Here is a 22070-nt window from a genome sequence, read left to right as displayed (position 1 = left end):
GGGTCTCCACAACGGCGATGCCCCCAACTTCGTTCGCGGCGTGCGCGAGTGGTGGGAACACCACAAGGCACAGTAGTGGGGTGCTCGTCGTACTCGCGCCCGGACAGGGCGCCCAGACTCCCGGCTTCCTCCGCCCCTGGCTGGAGGACTCGACGTTCGCGACGCGTTTCGCGTACCTCTCCAGCGTCGCCGACCTCGACCTCGCCCACTACGGCACCGAGGCGGACGCGGAGACCATCCGCGACACGCAGGTCGCCCAGCCGCTGCTCGTCGCGGCGGGCCTCGTCGCCGCCCTCGAGCTCTTCCCGCACCCGGCCGACGGGTTCGACCGGGTCGGCGCGGTTGCCGGCCACAGCGTGGGCGAGCTGGCCGCCGCTGCCGGTGCCCGGGCGATCACCGCCGAGCAGGCGATGGTGCTCGTCCGCGAGCGCGGTCGCGCCATGGCCGCCGCCGCGAAGGCCACCCCGACCGGCATGACCGCCGTGCTCGGCGGCGACCGCGAGGAGGTGCTGGCCGCGATCGCGAAGCACGGCCTCGTGCCGGCCAACGACAACGGCCCCGGCCAGGTCGTGGCCGCCGGCACGATGGAGCAGCTCGCGACGTTCGCGGACGACGCGCCCGCACGGGCGCGCCTGCGCCCGCTGAGCGTGGCCGGCGCCTTCCACACCCACCACATGGCCCCGGCCGTCGACCACCTCGGCGGGCTGGCTGCCGCCGTCTCGACCCACGACGCACGGATCCCGGTCATCTCGAACCGTGACGGCCGCGTCGTGCACGAGGGCAAGGAGGTGCTGCGCCGGATCGTCTCCCAGATCGCCAACCCCGTCCGCTGGGACCTCTGCATGGAGACCATGCTCGACCTCGGCGTCACCGGTGTGCTGGAGATGCCCCCGGCGGGCACCCTCACGGGCATCGCGAAGCGGGCGATGAAGGGCGTCGAGACGTTCGCGCTCAACACGCCCGACCAGCTCGACGACGCCCGCGACTTCGTGCGCAAGCACGGCGAGCGCTCCCTCATGACCACCAGCCCGACGTGGCGCATGGTCGTCTCGCCCGCGAAGGGCACCTTCGAGCGCGACGAGGAGGCGGGCGCCAGCGAGGTGCTCTCCCCCGACGCGACCATCGGCTCCATCGTCAGCCTCCGCGACCGCACGCCGGTCAAGGCCCTCCACGGCGGCCACGTCGTGGAGTGGCTCGTCGAGGACGGCGACCTGGTCTCCCCGGGCCAGCCCCTCCTGCGCCTCCACCCGTCGGGCGCCGCCTGATGGCCGCGGGCGTGACCCTCGCGGGGGGCAGCGGCGCGGCGTACGCGCGGATCATGGGCGTCGGCGCCTACCGGCCGCGTCGGGTCGTCCCCAACAGCGAGCTCGTCGAGGCCATCGACTCCAGTGACGAGTGGATCCAGCAGCGCTCCGGCATCAAGGAGCGGCGCTGGGCCGCCGACGACGAGACCGTCGAGATGATGTCCGTCGAGGCCGCTCGCGAGGCGCTCGCCGCCGCCGGCATCGACGCCCGCCAGGTGGATTGCGTGGTCGTCGCGACCGTCAGCCACATGCTGAACCTGCCGTCGGCGGCGACCGCAATCGCTCACCGGCTCGGCACGGAGCAGGCTGCGGCGTTCGACGTCGCGGCCGCGTGCGCCGGCTTCTGCCACGGCGTGGCCCTCGCGTCCGACATGGTGCGGGGCGGCTCCGCCCGCCACGTGCTGGTGATCGGCGTCGAGCGGCTCAGCGACATGACCGACCCGACCGACCGCGGCACCGCGTTCATCTTCGCGGACGGCGCGGGCGCCGTCGTGGTCGGACCCTCCGAGACCCCGGCGATCGGCCCGGTGGTCTGGGGGTCGGACGGCGAGCAGTACGACCTGATCCGCCAGAAGGCGGACTGGCGTGACGTCGTCGCCTCCGACTCCCCCTCGTTCCCGTTCATGGCGATGCAGGGCGCGGCGGTCTTCCGCTGGGCCTCGTTCGCCATGGCGAAGACCGCGCAGCAGGCGGTCGACCGTGCCGGCATCCGCGTCGAGGACCTCGACGTGTTCGTGCCGCACCAGGCGAACATGCGCATCACCGACGCGATGGCCCGGGCGATGAAGCTGCCCGAGCACGTGCGGATCGCGCGTGACATCGCCGAGCAGGGGAACACGTCGGCGGCATCGATCCCCATGGCGCTCGCGCGCATGGTCGCCGACGGAGAGGCACGGTCGGGCGATCTCGCCCTGCTCGTCGCCTTCGGCGCCGGCCTGTCCTACGCGGCACAGGTCGTCGTCGTCCCCTGAGAACAGCACGACCCGCAGCACCCGGCTGCACCTCACTGCACCACCCACCCGGAAGGAACCCAGCATGGCCACCACCGAAGAGATCCGCACCGACCTCGCCGACATCGTCAACGAGGTCGCGGGCATCCCGGTCGAGGACGTCCAGCTCGACAAGTCGTTCGTCGACGACCTGGACGTCGACTCGCTGTCGATGGTCGAGGTCGTCGTGGCCTGCGAGGAGAAGTTCGGCGTCACCATCCCCGACGACGAGGTCAAGAACCTGAAGACCGTCGGCGACGCCGTCAGCTTCATCGAGAAGAACCAGGCCTGATCCCAGCCTGACCAGGGCTGACCCGGGGCCTGCCCCCAGGGCCCGACCGACCCGCCCGCCGTACCCCAGCCAGCGAAGGATCCACATGAGCAGCACCCGCGTCGTCGTCACCGGCCTCGGAGCCACCTCCCCCGTGGGCGGTGACGTCGCGAGCACCTGGAACGCGCTCCTCGAGGGAACCTCGGGCGTCCGCGTGCTCACCGAGGACTGGGCCGAGACCCTGGGCTCGCGCATCGCCGCCCGGGTGGCGGTCGAGCCGACCGAGGTGCTCGAGCGGGTCAAGGCCCGCCGCCTCGACCGCTCCGGCCAGCTCGCTCTGGTCGCGGCGCTCGAGGCGTGGGCCGACGCCGGGTTCACCGGTCCGGCGGGCGAGGTCGACGTCGACCCGGAGCGGCTCGCCGTGGCGGTCGCGTCCGGGATCGGCGGCGTCACCACGCTGCTGTCGAACTACGACAACCTGTTGGCGGCGGGCCCGCGGCGGGTCTCCCCCCTCGCGATCCCGATGCTCATGCCCAACGGCCCCGCCGCGGCGGTCGGCCTGCGGGTCAACGCGAAGGCCGGCGTGCACACGCCCGTCTCCGCGTGCGCCAGCGGCAACGAGTCGATCGCCCTCGGCGTCGACCTGATCCGCCTGGGCCGCGCCGACGTCGTCGTCGTCGGCGGCACCGAGGCCGCGGTGCACCCGCTCCCGATGGCCGCCTTCGGCCAGATGATGGCGCTCTCCAAGCGCAACGACGACCCGGCGGCCGCCTCGCGGCCGTGGGACAAGGGCCGCGACGGCTTCGTGCTCGGCGAGGGCGCCGCCGTGCTCGTGCTCGAGTCGGAGGCGCACGCGAAGGCGCGCGGCGCCCGGGTGTACGCCGAGGTCGCGGGTGCCGCGGTCACCGCGGACTCCCACGACATCGCGCAGCCCGACCCGGCCGGGCTCGGCGCCACCCGCGCGATGAAGCGCGCGCTCGTCGAGGGCGACCTCGCGGCGAGCGACATCGTCCACATCAACGCCCACGCGACCTCGACCCCCCAGGGCGACGTCGCGGAGGCGCTGGCCATCCGCAACGCGCTCGGCGACGCCGCCGGCTCCGCGGTGGTCACGTCGACCAAGTCGATGACCGGTCACCTGCTCGGCGCCGCCGGCGCCCTGGAGTCGGTCGCGACCATCCTGGCGCTGCACCACCGCACGGTCCCCGCGACGATCAACCTCGAGGACCCGGAGGACGTCGGCCTCGACCTGGCCGACAAGGTGCGCGACCTCCCCCAGGGCGACATCGCCGCCCTCAACAACTCGTTCGGCTTCGGCGGCCACAACGTCGCCATCGCCTTCCGGAGCGCCTGATGACCCAGACCGCCCAGCCGTCCGCGCCGGCGGCCCCCTCCAACGCGAACCGCACGGTCAAGCCCAAGCTGCCGCGCGCCGAGGACCCCCGCAACCCGCTGACGCGCCTCACCGCCCTCTTCGACGAGGGCAGCCTCGAGCTGCTCACGCCCGACGACCTCTCCGGCATGCTGGCCGCCCTGGGCACCGTGAACGGTGCCCGCGCGGTGGCCTTCTGCTCCGACGCCACCGTCATGGGCGGCGCCATGGGAGTCGACGGCTGCCAGGTGGTCGTGACGGCCTACCAGCGGGCACTCACCGACGGGGTGCCGATCATCGGGCTGTGGCACTCCGGCGGTGCGCGGCTCGCCGAGGGCGTCGCCTCCCTCCACGCCGTGGGCCGCATCTTCGCGATCATGACCCAGGCGTCGGGCCGCATCCCCCAGATCTCCGTCGTGCTCGGCCCGGCGGCCGGCGGCGCGGCGTACGGTCCCGCGCTGACCGACGTGGTCGTCCTCGGGCCCGAGGGCCGCATCTTCGTGACCGGCCCCGACGTCGTGCGCTCCGTGACGGGCGAGGACGTCGACATGCTGCGCCTGGGCGGGCCCGAGCCCCACGGCCGGCGCTCCGGCGTGGTGCACCTCCTCGCCGAGAGCGAGGCGGACGCCCTCGAGCAGGCCCGGACGACGGCCTCCCTCCTCGGCGACCAGGGCACGCTGCGCGTCGAGGACGTCGAGGACACCGACCTCGAGGACCTGCTGCCCGAGTCCCGCAAGCGCGCCTACGACGTGCACCCCCTCATCGACGGCGTGCTCGACGAGGGCTCGGCCCTCGAGCTGCACGCGCGCTGGGCCCCCAACGTCGTCACCTCGCTGGGTCGCCTCGGCGGACGCACCGTCGGCGTGGTCGCCAACAACCCGCTCCGCCTCGGCGGCTGCCTCGACTCGCTCTCCGCCGAGAAGGCCTCCCGCTTCGTGCGGCTGTGCGACGCGTTCGGCGTGCCGCTGGTCGTGCTCGTCGACGTCCCGGGCTACCTGCCGGGTGTGGGCCAGGAGTGGGACGGCGTGGTGCGCCGCGGCGCGAAGCTCCTCCACGCGTTCGCGGAGTGCGTGGTGCCGCGCGTGACGCTGGTGACGCGGAAGACCTACGGCGGTGCCTATATCGCCATGAACTCCCGCTCCCTCGGCGCCACGAAGGTGCTGGCCTGGCCCGGCGCCGAGGTGGCGGTCATGGGCGCGGTCGCCGCGATCCGCATCCTCCACCGCCGCAAGCTGGCCGAGGTCGCGCCGGACCTGCGCGAGCAGGTCGAGGCCGAGCTGGCCGCCGAGCACGAGCGGATCGCCGGTGGCGTCGAGAAGGCCGTCGAGATCGGCGTCGTCGACGAGATCGTCGAGCCGACGCGCACCCGCACGGCCATCGCCGCGGCCATCGACGCCGAGACGCAGGCCCAGGGCGTGCGCCGCGGAGCGCACGGCAACATCCCCCTCTGAGGTCACGCCTCGTCGGGGGCACGCAGACGCAGGTACGCCGGAGGGCGGGCTCCCAGCGGGGCCCGCCCTCCGGCGTACGTGCGTGGTGGGGACACCCCCTCGGGACGTCATGCGCGGCGGTGGCCGGGGCGACCGGCTCGCATGACGTCCCCGAGGTGGTTCCGCCGCCGACTTCCGGACGTCATGCACTGCGGCGGCCGGGGCGACCGTCCCGCATGACGTCCGGAGGTGGGGCGTCGCGCGCGACGGGGGGCGGGTCAGACGACCTGGTGCAGCCAGCGGACGGGGGCTCCGTCGCCGGCGTGCCGGAAGGTCTCGAGCTCGTCGTCCCACGGCTTGCCGAGCAGCCGGTCGACCTCGACGAGCAGGTCCGTCTCGCCGAGCGCGGCCTTGAGCACGGCGGCCTTGAGCCGGTCCTCGGGGATGAGGATGTCGCCGTGCACGCCGGTGACGGCGTGGAAGATGCCGAGCTCGGGGGTCGAGGAGAAGCGCGCGCCCTCGGAGGAGCCGGTGGGCTCCTCGGTGATCTCGAAGCGCAGGTGCTCCCAGCCGCGGAGCGCGGAGACGACCTGGGCGGCCGACCCGACGGCGCCCGTCCAGGACAGCTCCGCGCGGTAGGTGCCGACCTGGGCGGCCTGCGGGGTCCAGTCCAGGCTCACGGGCACGCCGATGACGCCCGCGACGGCCCACTCGATGTGGGGGCACAGCGCGGACGGGGCGGAGTGCACGTAGAGGACACCCCGCGTGGTGACGCGAGCAGAGTTGTGCGCGGTCATCAGACCTCCTTCGTCCCGACGTCGAGCGACGCCTTCCCCAGCGATCTCGAGCCCGGGACGAGCAGACCGGATGACACGTGTGTGGTTTCCGCTCGCCATTGTGACGCACGGTCCCAGGATCCGCCACCCCGCGGCGCGCCGTGGACTGCTCCGTGGCCTGGGTCACTCCCGTTTGACATCGCCGTGGAGCCGTCTGCTTAGGTGAGCCTTGCCTTATCCCCCACCAGGAGGTCAGAGTGAGCTCGGCACTCCCCTTCGTGCCCACCGGCACGCCCCGAGGATCCACCGGATCCCCCGCATCCCCAGGCTCCCCCGCATCCCCAGGCTCCCCCGCGTCCCCCGTCCCCGCACTGCTCGACGCGACGTCCGTGGACGCGCTGCGGCGCGACCTCGACGCGGCCCGCGACCTGCTCGTCGACTCCTTCGCCGCCGCGCGCCGGCCCCTGTCCGGCATCACGCCGGACGCGGCCGCCGCCCTCGTCGCCCAGGTCGACCTGGACCGCCCCCTCCCCTCCACGCACGCGGTCCTCGAGGAGGTCCGCGACGTCTACCTCGACCACGCGGTGTGGTTCCACCACCCGCACTACCAGGCGCACCTCAACTGCCCCGTCGCCCTCCCTGCCGTCGTCGGCGACGTCGTCTCCGCCGCCGTGAACTCCTCGCTCGACACGTGGGACCAGAGCGGCCCCGCGACGTTCATGGAGCGTCACCTCGTCGCCTGGACCGCCCAGCGCATCGGGCTCGGCGAGACCGCCGACGGCATCTTCACGACCGGCGGCACGCAGTCCAACCTCCACGCCCTGCTGCTCGCCCGCGGCGAGGCGCTGGCCGCGGGCGCCGACCTCGCCGACCTCCGCGTCGTGACGTCGGAGAACGCCCACTTCTCGAGCCGCAAGGCCGCGATGGTGCTCGGCATGGGCGAGGACGCCGTCCTCACCACGCGGGCCGACGAGCGCGGCCGGCTCGACGTCGACCACCTCGACGAGGTGCTGCGCCACCTGCGCGCGGAGGGCCGGACCGCCATGGCCGTCGTCGCGACGGCCGGCACCACCGACCTCGGCGCGATCGACCCGCTCGCCTCGGTCGCCCGCGCCTGTCGGCGCCACGGGGTGTGGCTGCACGTCGACGCGGCGTACGGCGGCGGGCTGCTCACGTCCCGGCGCCGCCGCCACCTGCTCACCGGCATCGAGCGGGCCGACTCCGTCACCGTCGACTTCCACAAGACGTTCTTCCAGCCCGTCGCCTGCAGCGCCCTGGTGGTCGCCGACCGCCGCACGCTGCGCCACGCGACGCACCACGCGGCCTACCTCAACCCGGTCGACGACGTCGCCGAGGAGATCCCCAACCAGGTCGACAAGAGCCTGCAGACGACACGCCGCTTCGACGCGCTCAAGCTGTGGACGACGCTGCGCACGCTCGGCCCCGACCGCATCGGCGAGCTGCTCGACGCGGTCGTCGACCTCGCGGCACAGGTGCGGGAGGACCTCGTCGGCGATCCCGACTTCGCGGTCGTGCCCCACGGCGACCTCTCGACCGTGCTCTTCCGCTTCGTCGAGTCCGACGTCGACGCCGCGACGCTCGACGCCGTGAACGAGGCCGCCCGCAAGCGGCTCTACGCCACGGGCCTGGGCGCCGTCGCCCGCACCCGCCACGACGACCGGACGTGGCTGAAGCTGACGCTCCTCAACCCCGCGACCACCCTCGGCGACGTGCAGCACGTGCTCGACCTGGTGCGGGGCCACGCCCGCGAGGCGCTCGCCGCGTTGACCGGGGCCACCGGCCGCACCGAGGAGGTGGCGTGATGCGCGTGCACGACCTCCTCGGCATCGGCCTCGGACCCTTCAACCTCGGGCTCGCCTGCCTCGCGGAACCCCTGCCCGACCTCGACTGCGTCTTCCTCGACGCCCGCGAGGAGCTGCGCTGGCACCCCGGGATGATGCTCCCCGACGCCACCCTGCAGGTGCCGTTCCTCGCTGACCTGGTGTCGCTGGCCGACCCCACCTCGCCGTTCTCGTTCCTGGCGTGGCTCAAGGAGACGGGGCGGCTCTACCCCTTCTACGTGCGGGAGTCCTTCTACCCGATGCGGGCCGAGTACGACGCGTACTGCCGCTGGGCGGCGTCCCGCCTCGGCGACACCGTCTCGCTCGGCCGCGAGGTCACCGACGTCGAGTGGGACGCCCACGCCGACGGCGGCTCCGGCGCCTACGCCGTGCACGCGCGGGACGTCCGCACGGGCGCGACCGAGACCCGGCTCGCCCGGCGCCTCGTGCTCGGTGTCGGCACCCGGCCCCACCGTCCGGCAGTGCTCCGCGACCTCCCCGGTCCGGCCTGGCACTCGGCGGACTACCTCGACGTGCGCGACGCGCTGCTCGAGCACGACGACGTCACCGTCGTGGGCTCCGGGCAGAGCGCCGCCGAGGTCGTCAGCGACCTGCTCGCCTCCGCGCGGCCCGAGGTGCGGCTGCGCTGGGTGACCCGCTCGCCGCGCTTCTTCCCGCTGGAGTACACGAAGCTCACCCTCGAGCTGACCTCACCCGAGTACAGCCGTCACTTCCAGTCGCTCGCCCCCGAGCGACGCGAGCGGCTCCTCGCCTCGCAGGCCGGGCTCTACAAGGGCATCAGCTCCGACCTCGTCGACCAGATCCACGAGCAGCTCTACCGCCGGAGCCTCACCGACGCCGTGCCACCCCAGCTCGTGACGTCCGCGGAGGTCGTCGACGCGGCGTACGACGGGGCGCGGTTCCGCCTCGGCCTGCGGCACCGCGACACCGACGAGGACTTCGCGCTCACCACCGGGGCCGTCGTCACCGCCACGGGCTACCGCTCCGAGGTGCCGACGTTCCTGGCGCCGGTCGCGGACCGCATCCGGTGGGACGAGCAGGGTCGGTTCCTCGCCACCCCCGACTTCACCGTCGACGTCGACGACGGCGGGATCTTCGTGCAGAACGCCGAGCTCCACACCCACGGATTCGTCGCCCCCGACCTCGGGATGGGTGCCTGGCGCAGCTCGGTGATCCTCGCCAAGGTGCTGGGGCACGAGCCCTACCCGGTCGAGCGTCGCGTCGCCTTCCAGGAGTTCGGCGTGCCGGCCGAGCTCGCACGACAGGCCGAGCTCCCCGTGGGGGTGGCCCGGTGACCGCCACGACCGCTCCTCCCGAGCTCTCGACGCGCCCGTTCGACCTGGACCGCGACGTGCCGCTCCTCCACCGGTGGGTCACCAACCACCGGGCCCGGTTCTGGGGCATGGAGCACGCGAGCGTCGAGGACGTGCGGCGGGAGTACGCCGCCATCGCCGCCAGCGACCACCACGAGGCCCGGATCGGGCTGGAGGCGGGCGAGCCGGTGTTCCTGATGGAGACCTACGACCCCCACCGCCACGAGCTCGCCGCGCACCTCCGCCTGCTCCCGGGCGACCGCGGCATGCACTTCCTCGTCGCACCGACCGACCGGCCGCGGCACGGCTTCACCCGGGCGGTCATCACCGCGGTGCTCGCCGAGTGCTTCGCCGACCCGGCGGTCGGACGGGTCGTCGTGGAACCGGACGCCCGCAACACGGCCGTGCACGCCCTCAACGCCGCCGTGGGCTTCGTCGTCGAGGCCGAGGCGCGGCTCAGCGACAAGACGGCCCTGCTCAGCACCTGCACCCGCGCGGCCTTCGAACGGAGCAGCCGATGACCAGCACGCCCACCGACGCCCCCACGCAGCACCTCACCCCCGAGCGCATGGCCCGGGCCCAGCGCGAGCAGGTCGCGAAGATGCTGGCCGAGCTCAGCCACGAGTGCCTCCTGCGACCCGAGCCCCTCGACTCCCCCGCCGCCGTGTCGCCGCGCTGGCGCGTCCGTGGCGACGACCCGGCCGTGGCCTGGGAGTTCGCCGCCCGGCTCCTCCCGCTCGACCACTGGTCGGTCGACCCGGCGTCCGTCCGACGCACGGTCGCCGGAGCGGCGCGCCCGGTCGACGCCCAGCAGCTCGTGCTCGACCTGCGCACGACGCTCGGGATCAGCGCGACGGTGCTGCCGACGTACCTCGAGGAGATCGCCTCGACCCTCGCCGGCCGCGCCTGGAAGCTCCGCCCGGAGGCGCCCACGGCAGCGTCGCTCGCCGACGCCGACTTCCAGACGATCGAGGCGGCGATGACGGAGGGCCACCCCTGCTTCGTCGCCAACAACGGGCGGATCGGCTTCGGCGTCGACGACTACCACGACTACGCGCCCGAGGTCGGTCCCCGCGTGCACCTGGAGTGGGTCGCGGTGCGGGCCGAGCACGCGGTGTACGCCGCGGAGCCGGGCCTCACCGACCAGCGCACCCTGCTCGCCGGGCAGCTCGACCCCGACGAGCTCGACGGCTTCGAGAAGGTGCTGCGCGAGCGGGGCCTGGACCCCGACGCCTACCTGCTCGTGCCCGTGCACCCGTGGCAGTGGCGCAACAAGCTGGCGATCACGTTCGCGCCGCAGGTCGCGGCGCAGGACCTCGTGCACCTCGGCACGGGCCGGCACGCGATGCAGCCCCAGCAGTCGCTGCGCACCTTCTTCGACGTCGACGAGCCGGGGCGGCACTACGTGAAGACGGCGCTGTCGGTGCTCAACATGGGCTTCATGCGGGGGCTGTCGGCGGCCTACATGGAGGTCACCCCGGCCATCAACACGTGGGTCGACGAGCTCGTGACGGGCGACCCGACCCTCCAGGAGCTGGAGTTCTCGGTGCTCCGCGAGGTCGCGGCGGTGGGCTACCGGCACCCGATCCACGACCAGCACGCGTCCTCGCCGTACCAGAAGATGCTCGCCGCGCTGTGGCGGGAGAGCCCCGTGCACCGGGTCGCGGAGGGCGAGGGGCTGGCGACGATGGCGGCGCTGCTGCACGTGGACGGCGACGGGCGGTCGTTCGCCGCCGAGCTGGTGGCCCGGTCGGGCCTGCCCGCCGAGGAGTGGGTACGCCGCTACCTCCGCGCCTACCTGACCCCGGTGCTGCACTGCTTCTACGCCCACGAGCTCGTGTTCATGCCGCACGGCGAGAACGTCATCCTCGTGCTGCGCGACCACGTGCCGGTGCGCGCGGTCATGAAGGACATCGGCGAGGAGGTCGGGCTGTTCGACACGGCGCGGGAGCTGCCGGAGCCGGTGCGCCGGATCCAGGGCGAGTTCCCCGTCGAGCGGCAGGTGCTGGCCATCGCCTCCGACGTCCTCGACTGCTACCTGCGCTTCCTCGCCGCCCGGCTCGACGAGGCGGGCACGCTGGCGGCGGAGCGGTTCTGGGCCGTGGTGGCCGGCTCCGTCGCGGACTACCAGGCGGAGCACCCCGAGCTGGCCGAGCGGTTCGCCCGCCACGACCTGTTCGCGCCCACCTTCGAGCGGATGTGCATGAACCGCTTGCAGCTGCGCGACAACCAGCAGATGGTGGACCTCACGGACCCGGACAGCGCGGTCATGCTGGCCGACGACCTGCCGAACCCGTTGAGCGCCCACCGGCCGCGGACCAGGTAGGCGTACTCAGGCGCGCCCGGCGGCGGCGCGGGAGGCTCGGGAGCATGTCCACGACGACCCGCACCCCCTTCTCGCCCGCCGCCCTGGCCGACGCGACGCCCGCCTCGCGCAACCGCGTCGTCGACCTCCTGCGCGGCGCCGCCATCCTCGTCGTCTGCCTCGGCCACTGGCTGATGGCGGCCGTCTACGTCGACGGCGACGGTGGCCTGCACCGCGCCGGCCTGCTCGGCCAGGCCACGTGGATCCACCCGGTCACCTGGGCGCTGCAGGTGATGCCGGTCTTCTTCCTGGTGGGCGGCTACGCCAACGCGATCTCGTGGCGGGCGGCGCGGGAGCGCGGCACGACGTACGGCGGGTGGCTCCGCGCCCGGCTCCGTCGCCTCGTGCTCCCCCTGCTCCCCCTCATGCTCTTCTGGGCCGTGGTGGCCCCGGCGGCCCACGCCCTCGGGGTGAGCGCCTCGACGCTGCGCATCGCGAGCATGGCCTCGCTCGTGCCGACGTGGTTCCTCGCCGTCTACGTGCTCGTCGTCGCGATCGCCCCGGCCACCCTCGCCCTGTGGGAGCGCTGGGGCTGGTGGACCGTGCTCGCCGGCACGGTGCTCGCCGGGGTCGTCGACGCCGTGAGCATCAGCCAGGACCTGCTGCTCGTCGGCTTCGTCAACTACGTGCTCGTCTGGGGCACGGTGCACCAGCTCGGGTACGCGTGGCGCGACGGCGCGCTCGGCTCGACCGCCCTGCGCCTGGGGATGGCCGCGGTGGGTCTCGTCGGGCTGTTGCTGCTCGTGAACGTCGGCCCCTACGCGGTGAGCATGGTCGGGGTGAACGGCCACGGCGTCGACAACTCCTACCCGGCGCGGGTGACGCTGCTGTTCCTCGGCTTCCTCCAGGCCGGTGTGGTGATGGCCCTCGAGCCGCGCCTCCAGCGCCTCGTCGCGCACCGTCGCGTGTGGATGGCGACCATCCTCGTCAATGCGCGGATCATGACGATCTACCTGTGGCACCTCACCGCGCTGACCTTCGTCGTCGCCGGGTCGCTGGCGCTCGACGGCCTCGGCCTCGGCCTGACGCCGGACACCGGCGCCTGGTGGGCCACGCGGCCGCTGTGGTTCGCCGTGCTGGCCCTGGTCACGACCGTGCTGGTGGCCCTGCTGGGCCGCTTCGAGCAGCCCGCCGACGACGACCGCACCGCACCGCACGCCGCCCTGCCGGTCCTCGCCGTGGTCGCGGTCTGCGCCCCGCTGGCGGTCATGGCCGACCTCGGCATCGCGGGCACCGACGGCACCGTGAACTGGTGGTTGCCGTGGCTGCCGATCGTGGCCGCCGCCGCGACGGGCCTCCTCCGTCGTCCCCGCGCCCTGCGCTGATCGAGGCTTTCCCGGTAGGGCCGCGGGCCAGCGACGTAGGCTTCGCGCGGGCGCCCGCGCGGGCGCTGGTCGAGGAGGCAGCGTGGAGTTCGGTGATCTGTACCGTCAGGTCGTCCGGTCCCTCAGCGACGGCATCCTGGTCCTCGATCTCGACGGCACGATCCGCTACGCGAACCAGTCCTGCGCCGACCTCGTCCGGGCACCGCTCGAGGGCATGGCCGGCCGGCGCGTCGACGACTTCCTCGACGCCGACGGTCGCGTGCACTCGCAGGCCTTCCTCGACCAGGCCGCGCGCGGCCAGCTCCTCGCGGAGGAGGTCGACACGCTCCTCATCGCCGACGACGGCACGCCCGTGTGGGTCCGGCTCAAGCAGACCGGGTTGTTCGAGGGCGACCGCGTCATGGGGGTCATCCTCCGACTGACCGACAACATCGAGACGAAGCTGCTCCTCGACGAGCTGACCGCCAGTCGCCGCACCCTCGAGCAGGCCGAGCAGATCGCCCGCCTGGGGAGCTGGACGTGGGACCTGCGCACCGGCGAGGTGCACGGCTCCGAGGGGCTGGTCGAGCTCTTCGGGGAGTTCACGAGCTCGCTGCTCTCCCGCGACGTCGCGAAGCTCCAGGAGATCACCCATCCCGAGGACCACGACCGGCTCGTCGACGCGATCACCACGCTGATGGACGGCACCAAGCCCCGTGTCGACATCGAGCTGCGCCAGCGCGGCGAGAGCGGGTGGATGTGGACGCGGATGCGAGCGCTCGCGTCCTACGACCGCGACGGGGAGACGGTCGGGATCTCCGGCACGCACCAGGACATCACCCGGGCGCGGGCGACCGAGGACCAGCTCCAGGACCAGGTCACCCAGAACTCCCTGATGCAGGCGGTCGCGAGCGCCGCCAACGAGGCCACCACGCTCGACGACGTCCTGGTGCACGCGCAGACCATGGTGATCCTCCACGACGACTGGGAACGCGGCCGCGCCTTCCTCCCGGTCGAGGGCGGCGCCGACGTCGAGCCGCGGTACTACGCCGAGGAGGACCGGCAGGCCGACCTCGCCCGGCCCGACGTGGCCGCGCGGGAGCTGGCCACCGCGCGACGCTGCCTCGAGCTGCGGGAGGCCGTGTGGGACGACGACGTGCGCCTCACCATCGCCGCACCGATCCTGCTGGGCGACGAGGTGGTCGCCGTCTTCACCATCACCTCGTTCGCCCCTCTCTACCGCCACGACATGATCCGTGGGCTGGTCGAGCAAGCCGCCGTGCAGCTCTCCCGCGTCGCGGAGCGGGAGCGGACGGCGCGGGACCTCGCCGAGGCACGCGACCGTGCGCTGGAGGCGTCGCGGCACAAGTCCGAGTTCCTCGCCACCATGAGCCACGAGATCCGCACCCCCCTCAACGGCGTGCTGGGACTGACCGAGCTGCTGGCCCGCACCCCGCTCGACGCCCAGCAGCGCCACCTCACTTCGGGCATCGCCGTCTCGGGACGCTCGCTGCTCGGGATCATCAACGACATCCTCGACTTCTCGAAGATCGAGGCCGGTCGGCTCGACGTGGAGAGCGTCGACCTCGAGGTGCGCGACGTGCTCGAGCAGGTCACGAGCGTGCTCGCGGAGTCCGCCCGCGCGAAGGGGCTCGACCTGCAGGTGTCGTGCAGCCCCGAGGTGCCGGAGATGCTCTCCGGCGACCCGACCCGGTTGGCGCAGGTGATCACCAACCTGGGGTCCAACGCGGTGAAGTTCACCTCGCGGGGCTCGGTCGCGATCCGGGCGACCTCGACGCCGGCGGACGATGGCACGACCCTGCTGCGGGTCGAGGTGCGCGACACGGGCGTCGGAATCCCGGAGCAGCAGCGGACGCACATCTTCCAGCCCTTCGCCCAGGCCGACACCTCGACCACCCGGCGCTTCGGCGGCACCGGCCTCGGCCTCGCCATCTCCGCGGAGATCGTCGAGGCCTTCCAGGGCGAGATCGGGGTCGAGAGCACCCTCGGCGAGGGCAGCACCTTCTGGTTCACGGCGCGCCTGGGCCGCCCGACCGGCGCGCGGCGCGACGCCCGTCTGCACCGCACCCGCGAGCAGCTCGGCCGCACGAAGGTGCTCGTCGTCGACAACGACGTGCAGAACCGGCTCATCCTCCGCGAGCAGCTCGGCTGGTGGCACGTCACGTCGACCGGTGTGCCCGGCGCGAGCGAGGCGCGCAACGCCCTCGTGGCCGCCCGCGAGGCTGGCGACCCCTACGACGTCGTGCTGCTCGACCTCGCCATGCCGGACGAGGACGGGATCGACGTCGCCCGCTCCCTGCACCTCGATCCGCGCTTCGTCCACGTGCCGCTGCTGCTCCTCTCGTCGTCGTACCTCCCGCTCACCGACGAGCTCCGGGGGATCGGCATCACCGCGTGCCTGACCAAGCCCGTCCAGGCCGCCGAGCTGCGCGAGGCGCTCGTGCGCACCGTGGTCGGCGAGGACGCCGCTGCGGCCGAGCCGCTCACCGAGGAGGCGAGCGAGGAGGCGCGCGGCAAGGTCGTGCTCGTCGTCGAGGACAACCCCGTCAACCAGGTGGTGGCACGCGGGCTCCTGGCCTCGATGGGCTACGACGTCGACACCGCCGACGACGGGGCCGAGGCGGTGGAGCTGACGGAGGTCACGGCGTACGACGCCGTGCTGATGGACCTGCAGATGCCCCGTCTCGACGGGTACGGCGCGACCCGCGCCATCCGCGAGCGCGAGGCGGCCACGGGGGCGCGCCGCACCCCCGTCCTCGCCATGACCGCCGCGGCGATCGCCGGCGAGCGGGAGAAGTGCCTGGCCGCGGGGATGGACGACTTCATCACCAAGCCCGTCGCGCCGGCGACCCTCGCAGCCGCCCTGGCGCGCTGGACCGGGAGCGAGGACGGCGACGGTGCCGTCGCGGGCGGCTCGCAGCCGGAGCGCACGGCGCCGAACGAGGCCCCCGACGCGTCCGACGTCAACCTCGACATCGAGCGTCTCGAGCTGCTGCGCGAGCTGTCGCCGGACGACACGGCGTACCTCGACCGCGTCATCGGAGGGTTCCTGGGGCGTCGTGCCGACGCGCTCGACCGCATCCGGGCGGCCGTCGCCGACGACGATGCCGCGCGACTGGCCGCGGAGGCCCACGGTGTGAAGGGTTCCGCCCTCAACATCGGGCTGCCGGTCGTCGGCGGACTGGCGAGCGACCTGGAGCACCTCGGCCGGGCCGGCGGGACCACCGGCGCCGAGGACCTCCTGCTGCGCTTCGAGGCCGCGCTCGAGGACGCCGAGGAGGGCCTGCTGGCCTACCAGGAGTGGTACCGGTCGCTGGCCACCGGGGCGTGAGGCTCGAGTCCCGGGCCGCCGCACGAGATGTGCGGTTGGGGAGGCTCTGAGCGAGCGGGAGAGGTCCCAGCCGCACCGTTCCCGACCGGTCGAGCGCTAGGGCCGGGGTCGGCTTGGACCGAGCGGCTACGGTCAGAGCATGGAATCGAACACGCATGCGAACGAGGGCGAGGTGCTCGGCGCGGAGACGGCCGACCCGACCGCCACGGAGAAGGACCCGCAGGACTGGGTGACCGGCGACGACCCGGCCACCGGCGCGCAGAAGAGCTACCTCGACACGCTGGCCCGCGAGGCCGGGGAGACCATCCCCGCCGACGGGCTGACGAAGGCCGAGGCGTCCGAGCACATCGAGCGGCTGCAGGAGGAGCGGGACTCCTGAGGCGGCGCGCCCGAGCCGTGCGGCCCTGACGGGGGCCCCGGCTCGGGCGCTGGCCAGGTCCCCATCGAGGTCGCACCAGTAGGGCGGGTGGGGCTCGAACCCACGACCCAAGGATTATGAGTCCTCTGCTCTGACCGACTGAGCTACCGCCCCTCGACGGGCGAGCCTAGTGGTCCCCACTCACCCGTCGACACGCGCCTCGATCATGTGAGCGCGGTCGACGAGCACGAACCCGAAGGCCCGGTTGACGGCCTGCATCGCGGCGTTGTCGGTCGACACCCACGTGTGCACCGACGTGCGCTCCGGGTAGTCGTCCGCCAACAGCTCGAGCGTCGTCACCTTGAGGAGCGTGCCGAGCCGTCGGCCGCGGTGCTCGGGCATGACGAGGGTGTCGCCCTGGTAGACGGCGGTATCGTCGGGCTGCAGCACGAGCACGGTGTAGCCCGCCATCTCGCCGTCCTCCACGCGTCGTACCGCGGCCGTGATGACCGTGTAGTCCGCCGCCCGGCGGCGGTCCTCGTCGCGCCGCAGGCGCTCGGGCGTCATGACCGTCGGCTCGACATCGGCCTCGCCGCGTGGGACGTCCTGGTTCATGCGGGTGCGCATGGCGCAGAAGGCCTCGACGTGCTCGTCGGGGCAGCGGTCGACCCAGGTCACGACCTCGTAGCCCGACGACGCCGCCAACGCCTGCTCGGCCAGGCGGGCGAGGTGGTCGGCGTCCACCGGCACGGGGAGCCGGAGGTGCTCCTCGACGTGGACCGTGGGGATGCCCATGCCGTCGACGAAGGCGAGGCCGGGGGCGGCGCCGTCGACGGGCGCGATGATCTCGAGCGCGACGGTCGTGCGCCCCATCGCGCGGGTGCGCTCGACGACGGCTTCCCACAGCAGACGACCCACGCCCTCCCGGCGGTGCCGCGGCAGCACGTGGATGTCCGCCTCGACGAGGTGCTCGTTGTCGTCCAGCGGCCAGCACATCTCCGCGACGCCCGCGACGTCGCCGCGGTCGTCGCGCGCGATGAGGTGGACACCGTCCTCACCCTCGCCCCAGGCGTCGCGGGTCGCGCGGAGGGCCTCGAAGGTGCGGTGGGGGGCGTCGGGATCCGTGTCCGTGACCGAGGCGCGCTCGATCTCCCAGAACGTGCGCAGGCCCGCGTCGTCGGTGGCCTCCACGACGTGCACCTGCACACGGGTCGGACGAGTCATTGCCCCAGCCAACCACCTTGCCGGTCACCGCGGGGGGAGGTGGGGCCGGGACCTCCCGATTGTCGAGACGGACGCGACGGCCGCAACGGGACGAGCGGAGGGCCGGGGACGCACGAGGGCCCGGTCGATGTTCCGACCGGGCCCTCGTCGTGCTGGCTCCCCCAATTGGACTCGAACCAATAACCTGCCGATTAACAGTCGGCTGCTCTGCCAGTTGAGCTATGGGGGATCGCTCTCAACAGCGGGCAGAGCCTAGCAAGGTGGCACCCCCGGTGCGAATCGGGGTGGTGCGACCGGCCGAGCTTTCCCGGGTCCGCGTTTTCTTCCACCTCGTTCTTCGACCCCGGCCACGCCGGCCACCGCCCGGCACCGCCGGTCAGGCGCCGACGTCGTCCCGCGCGCGGGCGAGGGCCTCGGCGGCGACCCGGCGTACGGCGGCGTCGTCCGGATCGATCCCGACGTCGAAGCGGAACCCCCAGGCGAGCGCTCCCCCGCCGGGCGGGCGCCGCGCGACGACGTGGAGCCCGGCGCGGCCCGCGACGCGGACGTGGCGCTGCAGCACGACGGAGGCGGTGACCCGCTCCCGCACGACCTGCAGCAGGCGGTCCCGGGCGCGGGGGTCGGCCTCGTCGACCACCACGACGTGACGGGGCGCGGCCGCGACGTCGGGGGCGACCTCGGTGACGGTCAGCGTGCCGGCCTCGGCGTCCCACTCGGCGGCGTCGATCCGCTCCCACGGCACACGGGCGGGGGTTGCGTGCTCCCCCGGCAGGTGCAGAGCGTCGCGGTCGGCCAGCACGCCACCCGCGGCGGCCAGCATGCGACCACCGCTCGGTGTCCGACGGGTGCGGGGCAGTCCGACCACCGCCGCATCACCCGCCGATCGCGCGCTCGCGCAGGGTGCGGCGCTGCTGCTCCAGGACCATGAGGTCGCCGAACATCCGGTTGTAGTCGTCGGCCGCGTCCACCGGGTTGGTGCGCTGCAGCTTCGACTTCAGGTCCGCGATGCGCCGCTGGACGGTGAGCTCCTGCAACCGGTAGACGTGGGCGTTGACGTACGCCGGGTCGGGGCTCGCGTTGCCGATCAGCGGCTCGGTGGCCAGCTCCCCCAGCGCCCGGGCCGTCACCTCGTCGGTCGTCGCGTCGCGCAGCCGCGACACCCACGCCGGGTCGGCGCTGCCCGCGGTCACCCCGCCCGCCTCGGCCGCGAGCTGCCAGACCCCCCGGTACGTCGGGTGGGTGAAGTCGTCCGCGTCCACGTCGTCGATCGTGCGACCGACCGAGCCCGGGTGCTGCACGACCAGCTTGAGCGTCTCGCGCTCGATGGCGAACCGCGGATCGCGCAGCGGGGGCAGCTGCCGCTGGGGCGCCTGCGCCGGCGCGGCCTCCTCGGTGCGGTGCTGGGGGGCCGCGCGGTCGGGCGCCTTCTGGGGGCCGCGCGCGAGGGCACGGCGGACCTCGGCCCGGGCCTCGTCCACCTCGATGCCGATCATCTGGGCCAGCTCGCGCGTGAACGCCTCCACCTTCGAACGGTCGCGCACGCTGGTCACGAGCTTCGCGGCCTCGCGCAGGGCGTCGATGCGGCCGTCGGCGCGGTCCAGGTCGAACCGGCCCACGATCCGGGCGAGCACGAAGCGGTAGAGCGGCACCCGTCGGGCGATGAGCTCGCGCACGGCCTCGTCGCCCTGGGCGAGCCGGAGGTCGCAGGGGTCCATGCCGCTCGGCTCCACCGCGACGTACGTCTGCGACGCGAAGTTCTGGTCGCCGCTGAAGGCACGCTCGGCGGCCTTCTGCCCCGCCTCGTCGCCGTCGAAGGTGAAGACGACCTCGCCGCGGAACTCGTCGTGGTCGAGCATGAAGCGCCGCAGCACCCGGGCGTGGTCGTCGCCGAACGCGGTGCCGCAGGTGGCGACGGCGGTCGTGATGCCGGCGAGGTGGCAGGCCATGACGTCGGTGTAGCCCTCGACGATGACGGCCTGCGAGAGGCGCCCGATGTCGCGGCGGGCGAGGTCGATGCCGTAGAGCACCTGGCTCTTCTTGTAGAGCGTCGTCTCGGGCGTGTTGAGGTACTTCGCCTCGATCCGGTCGTCGTCGAAGAGCCGCCGCGCGCCGAAGCCGATGGTGCTGTTCGAGGAGTCGCGGATGGGCCACAGCAGACGACCGCGGAAGCGGTCGTAGGCCGAGCGTCCGACGGCGGTGACCCCGGCTGCCACGGCCTCGTCGGTGGTGAAGCCGCGGCCCTGCAGGTGTCGGGTGGCCGCGTCGCCGTCCCGCGGCGCGAAGCCGAGGCCGAAGTGCGCGGCCGCGGCCTGGTCGAACCCCCGCTCGGCGAGGAACCGGCGCGCCTCGACGGCGGCGGGCGTCGCGAGCTGCTCGGCGTAGAACTCCTGCGCCACCCGGTTGACCTCGACGAGCCGGCTGCGCTGGGGGCCCCGGGACCCCGGCTGCTCGCGCTCGCCACCCTCCTCGCGGTCGAGACGCACCCCGTACCGGTCCGCCAGCCGCTCGACCGCCTCGACGAAGCCGAGCCCGTCGTGCTCCTGGAGGAACCAGATGACGTCTCCGCCCTTGCCGCAGCCGAAGCAGTGGCAGAACTGGCGGGCGGGGGTGACGTTGAACGAGGGCGACTTCTCGTCGTGGAAGGGGCACAGCCCCTTCATGGAGCCGCCGCCGGCGTTGCGCAGCATGACGTAGTCGCCCACGACCTCGTCGATGCGAGCCCTCTCGCGGACCTCCTGGATGCTGGAGTCCTTGATCTTGCCCGCCACGTCGCGGAGTCTACGCGGGCGTGCCGCGCCCGGCGGCCAGCCGTCCCCACCAGGCGACCGCGCTGCCGTCGGTGAGCGAGGCCACCTGGTCGACGACCACGCGGAGCCGCGCGGCGTCGTCGGCCGCGGCCTTCCAGTCCTCGGCGAAGGCGGGCTCGAGCGCGTCCGGGCCGCGCCGCAGCAGCTCGGCGAGGAGCTCGGCCAGCAGCTCCCGCTGCCGCCCCATCAGCGCGATGCGGTCGTCGGTGCGCATGACGAGGTGGGCGGCGATGCCCTTGAGCACGGTGATCTCGAGCCCGGTGCGCGCGGGCACGACGAGGTCCGCCGAGTGCCGCACGGGCACGTCCCCGTCGAGCGACGCGAAGGTCGCCGTCTGCACGGCTCCGCAGAAGCGCCCGACGAGGTCGCTGGTGAGGTTCTTCAGCGCGGCCTGCGAGCGGCGCGTGCCGTCGTACGGCGCGGTCGGCCACGAGCCCATCGTGCGGAGCCCGGCGAGCACCTCGTCGAGCGTGGCGTCGTCGACCCCCGGGGCGTACCAGTCCCGCACCGTCTGCCACAGGCCCTCGCGGTGCCGGTCGAGCGCGGTGAGGTCGATGCGCCCCGCGGCGACACCGTCCTCCACGTCGTGCACCGAGTAGGCGACGTCGTCGGCGAGGTCCATCACCTGCGCCTCCACGCACTGCCGGCGGGGGGCTGCCTCCGGCACCCCGCGGCGCAGCCAGTCGAAGGTGGGGCGGTCGTCGTCGTACACCCCGAACTTCACGACCAGCCGGGGCGAGCCGTCGCCGTGCACGCCTCGGGGGGCGGGCGCGGAGGCGCGGTCCCACGGGTACTTCGTGCAGGCGTCGAGCGTCGCCCGGGTCAGGTTGAGCCCGACCGAGGAGCCGTCGGGTGCGAACGTCTTCGCCTCGAGCCGGGTGAGCAGGCGGAGGGTCTGCGCGTTGCCCTCGAAGCCGCCGCACGGGGCCGCCAGCTCGGCGAGCACCGCCTCTCCGTTGTGCCCGAAGGGCGGGTGGCCGAGGTCGTGCGCGAGCGCCGCGGTCTCCGCGACGTCGGGGTGGGTGCCGATCGCCCGGGCGAGGTCCCGCGCGACCTGGGCCACCTCGAGGCTGTGGGTGAGCCGGTTCCGCACGAAGTCGTCGGTCTGCGGACCCATCACCTGCGTCTTGGCGGCCAGGCGCCGCGTCGACGCGGCGTGCACCACCCGCGCCCGGTCACGCTCGAAGGGCGCCCGCTGCGGGGCGTCGACCCGCTTCGGCGGCTCGGGCAGGTAGCGCTCGCGGTCGGCGTCGTCGTACGCCGCGGCGGCGTGCGCATCGGCCGTGGGGGCGGGGTCGGGTCGGGTCGTCATGACCCGCCCGACCCTACGACGCCCGAGCCGG

The 22070-nt window shown here is 73.6% G+C and carries 17 protein-coding genes and 2 tRNA genes; 12 read left to right on the top strand and 7 right to left on the bottom strand.

Annotation, left to right across the window (positions count from 1 at the left end):
- Positions 1-80: 80 nt before the first annotated feature.
- The 5 genes from G3T38_RS01220 (at position 81) to G3T38_RS01200 (ending at position 5387) form a co-directional block, all read left to right on the top strand.
- The gene (locus G3T38_RS01220; RefSeq protein WP_163770249.1) at positions 81-1265 is read left to right on the top strand and encodes an acyltransferase domain-containing protein; all 1185 of its coding nucleotides are present in this window, start codon (positions 81-83) and stop codon (positions 1263-1265) included.
- The gene (locus G3T38_RS01215; RefSeq protein ID WP_163770248.1) at positions 1265-2275 is read left to right on the top strand and encodes a beta-ketoacyl-ACP synthase III; all 1011 of its coding nucleotides are present in this window, start codon (positions 1265-1267) and stop codon (positions 2273-2275) included. Before G3T38_RS01220 ends, G3T38_RS01215 begins: the two co-directional genes overlap by 1 nt.
- 64 nt (positions 2276-2339) lie before the next feature.
- Complete coding sequence (locus G3T38_RS01210; RefSeq protein WP_163770247.1) at positions 2340-2585, top strand: acyl carrier protein; 246 nt, start codon at positions 2340-2342, stop codon at positions 2583-2585.
- Positions 2586-2670: 85 nt separating this feature from the next.
- Positions 2671-3918, top strand: coding sequence for a beta-ketoacyl-[acyl-carrier-protein] synthase family protein (locus G3T38_RS01205; protein ID WP_163770246.1), 1248 nt, complete (start codon positions 2671-2673; stop codon positions 3916-3918).
- A complete protein-coding gene (locus G3T38_RS01200) occupies positions 3918-5387 on the top strand; it encodes an acyl-CoA carboxylase subunit beta (RefSeq protein ID WP_163770245.1) in 1470 nt (489 codons plus the stop codon). Before G3T38_RS01205 ends, G3T38_RS01200 begins: the two co-directional genes overlap by 1 nt.
- A 257-nt stretch (positions 5388-5644) precedes the next feature.
- Here the strand turns inward: G3T38_RS01200 and G3T38_RS01195 are convergent, their stop codons facing one another.
- Positions 5645-6163, bottom strand: coding sequence for a DUF3145 domain-containing protein (locus G3T38_RS01195; RefSeq protein WP_163770244.1), 519 nt, complete (start codon positions 6161-6163; stop codon positions 5645-5647).
- Positions 6164-6531: 368 nt separating this feature from the next.
- On the opposite strand from G3T38_RS01195, the gene G3T38_RS01190 reads away from it, so the two are divergent.
- The 7 genes from G3T38_RS01190 (at position 6532) to G3T38_RS01160 (ending at position 16717) form a co-directional block, all read left to right on the top strand.
- Positions 6532-7965: a pyridoxal phosphate-dependent decarboxylase family protein gene (locus G3T38_RS01190; RefSeq protein ID WP_338037380.1), complete on the top strand. Its 1434-nt coding sequence runs from the start codon at positions 6532-6534 to the stop codon at positions 7963-7965.
- The gene (locus tag G3T38_RS01185; RefSeq protein ID WP_163770243.1) at positions 7965-9299 is read left to right on the top strand and encodes a lysine N(6)-hydroxylase/L-ornithine N(5)-oxygenase family protein; all 1335 of its coding nucleotides are present in this window, start codon (positions 7965-7967) and stop codon (positions 9297-9299) included. Before G3T38_RS01190 ends, G3T38_RS01185 begins: the two co-directional genes overlap by 1 nt.
- Positions 9296-9838, top strand: coding sequence for a GNAT family N-acetyltransferase (locus G3T38_RS01180; protein WP_163770242.1), 543 nt, complete (start codon positions 9296-9298; stop codon positions 9836-9838). Before G3T38_RS01185 ends, G3T38_RS01180 begins: the two co-directional genes overlap by 4 nt.
- Positions 9835-11643, top strand: a complete 1809-nt coding sequence (locus G3T38_RS01175; protein WP_163770241.1) for an IucA/IucC family protein — start codon at positions 9835-9837, stop codon at positions 11641-11643. The genes G3T38_RS01180 and G3T38_RS01175 overlap by 4 nt, the downstream gene beginning before the upstream one ends.
- Positions 11644-11687: 44 nt before the next feature.
- Entirely contained in the window at positions 11688-13007 is a 1320-nt protein-coding gene (locus G3T38_RS01170) for an acyltransferase family protein (RefSeq protein WP_163770240.1), read from the top strand.
- A gap of 82 nt (positions 13008-13089) precedes the next feature.
- On the top strand, positions 13090-16338 hold the full coding sequence (locus G3T38_RS01165) for a response regulator (RefSeq protein WP_163770239.1): 3249 nt from the start codon (positions 13090-13092) through the stop codon (positions 16336-16338).
- A gap of 139 nt (positions 16339-16477) precedes the next feature.
- Positions 16478-16717, top strand: a complete 240-nt coding sequence (locus G3T38_RS01160) for a DUF3072 domain-containing protein (RefSeq protein WP_163770238.1) — start codon at positions 16478-16480, stop codon at positions 16715-16717.
- Between the two features lie 79 nt (positions 16718-16796).
- Here the strand turns inward: G3T38_RS01160 and G3T38_RS01155 are convergent.
- From G3T38_RS01155 to G3T38_RS01130, 6 genes are all read right to left on the bottom strand, one after another.
- A tRNA-Ile gene (locus G3T38_RS01155) sits at positions 16797-16870 on the bottom strand.
- A 27-nt stretch (positions 16871-16897) separates the two neighbouring features.
- Positions 16898-17920 (bottom strand): GNAT family N-acetyltransferase, encoded by a 1023-nt coding sequence (locus G3T38_RS01150; protein WP_163770237.1) that lies wholly within the window; start codon positions 17918-17920, stop codon positions 16898-16900.
- A gap of 153 nt (positions 17921-18073) precedes the next feature.
- Positions 18074-18149, bottom strand: a tRNA-Asn gene (locus G3T38_RS01145).
- 147 nt (positions 18150-18296) lie between these two features.
- Positions 18297-18740 (bottom strand): hypothetical protein, encoded by a 444-nt coding sequence (locus tag G3T38_RS01140; protein WP_163770236.1) that lies wholly within the window; start codon positions 18738-18740, stop codon positions 18297-18299.
- Between the two features lie 52 nt (positions 18741-18792).
- Positions 18793-20688 carry a DNA primase gene (dnaG, locus tag G3T38_RS01135; protein ID WP_163770235.1) on the bottom strand — a complete coding sequence of 632 codons (1896 nt, stop codon included), beginning with the start codon at positions 20686-20688 and terminating at the stop codon, positions 18793-18795.
- 10 nt (positions 20689-20698) lie between these two features.
- A complete protein-coding gene (locus G3T38_RS01130; protein ID WP_163770234.1) occupies positions 20699-22039 on the bottom strand; it encodes a deoxyguanosinetriphosphate triphosphohydrolase in 1341 nt (446 codons plus the stop codon).
- Positions 22040-22070 lie beyond the last annotated feature (31 nt).

Source organism: Nocardioides zeae, assembly GCF_010686755.1.
Classification (GTDB): Bacteria; Actinomycetota; Actinomycetes; order Propionibacteriales; family Nocardioidaceae; genus Nocardioides; species Nocardioides zeae.
This window is presented reverse-complemented; position numbering and strand designations above follow the sequence as displayed.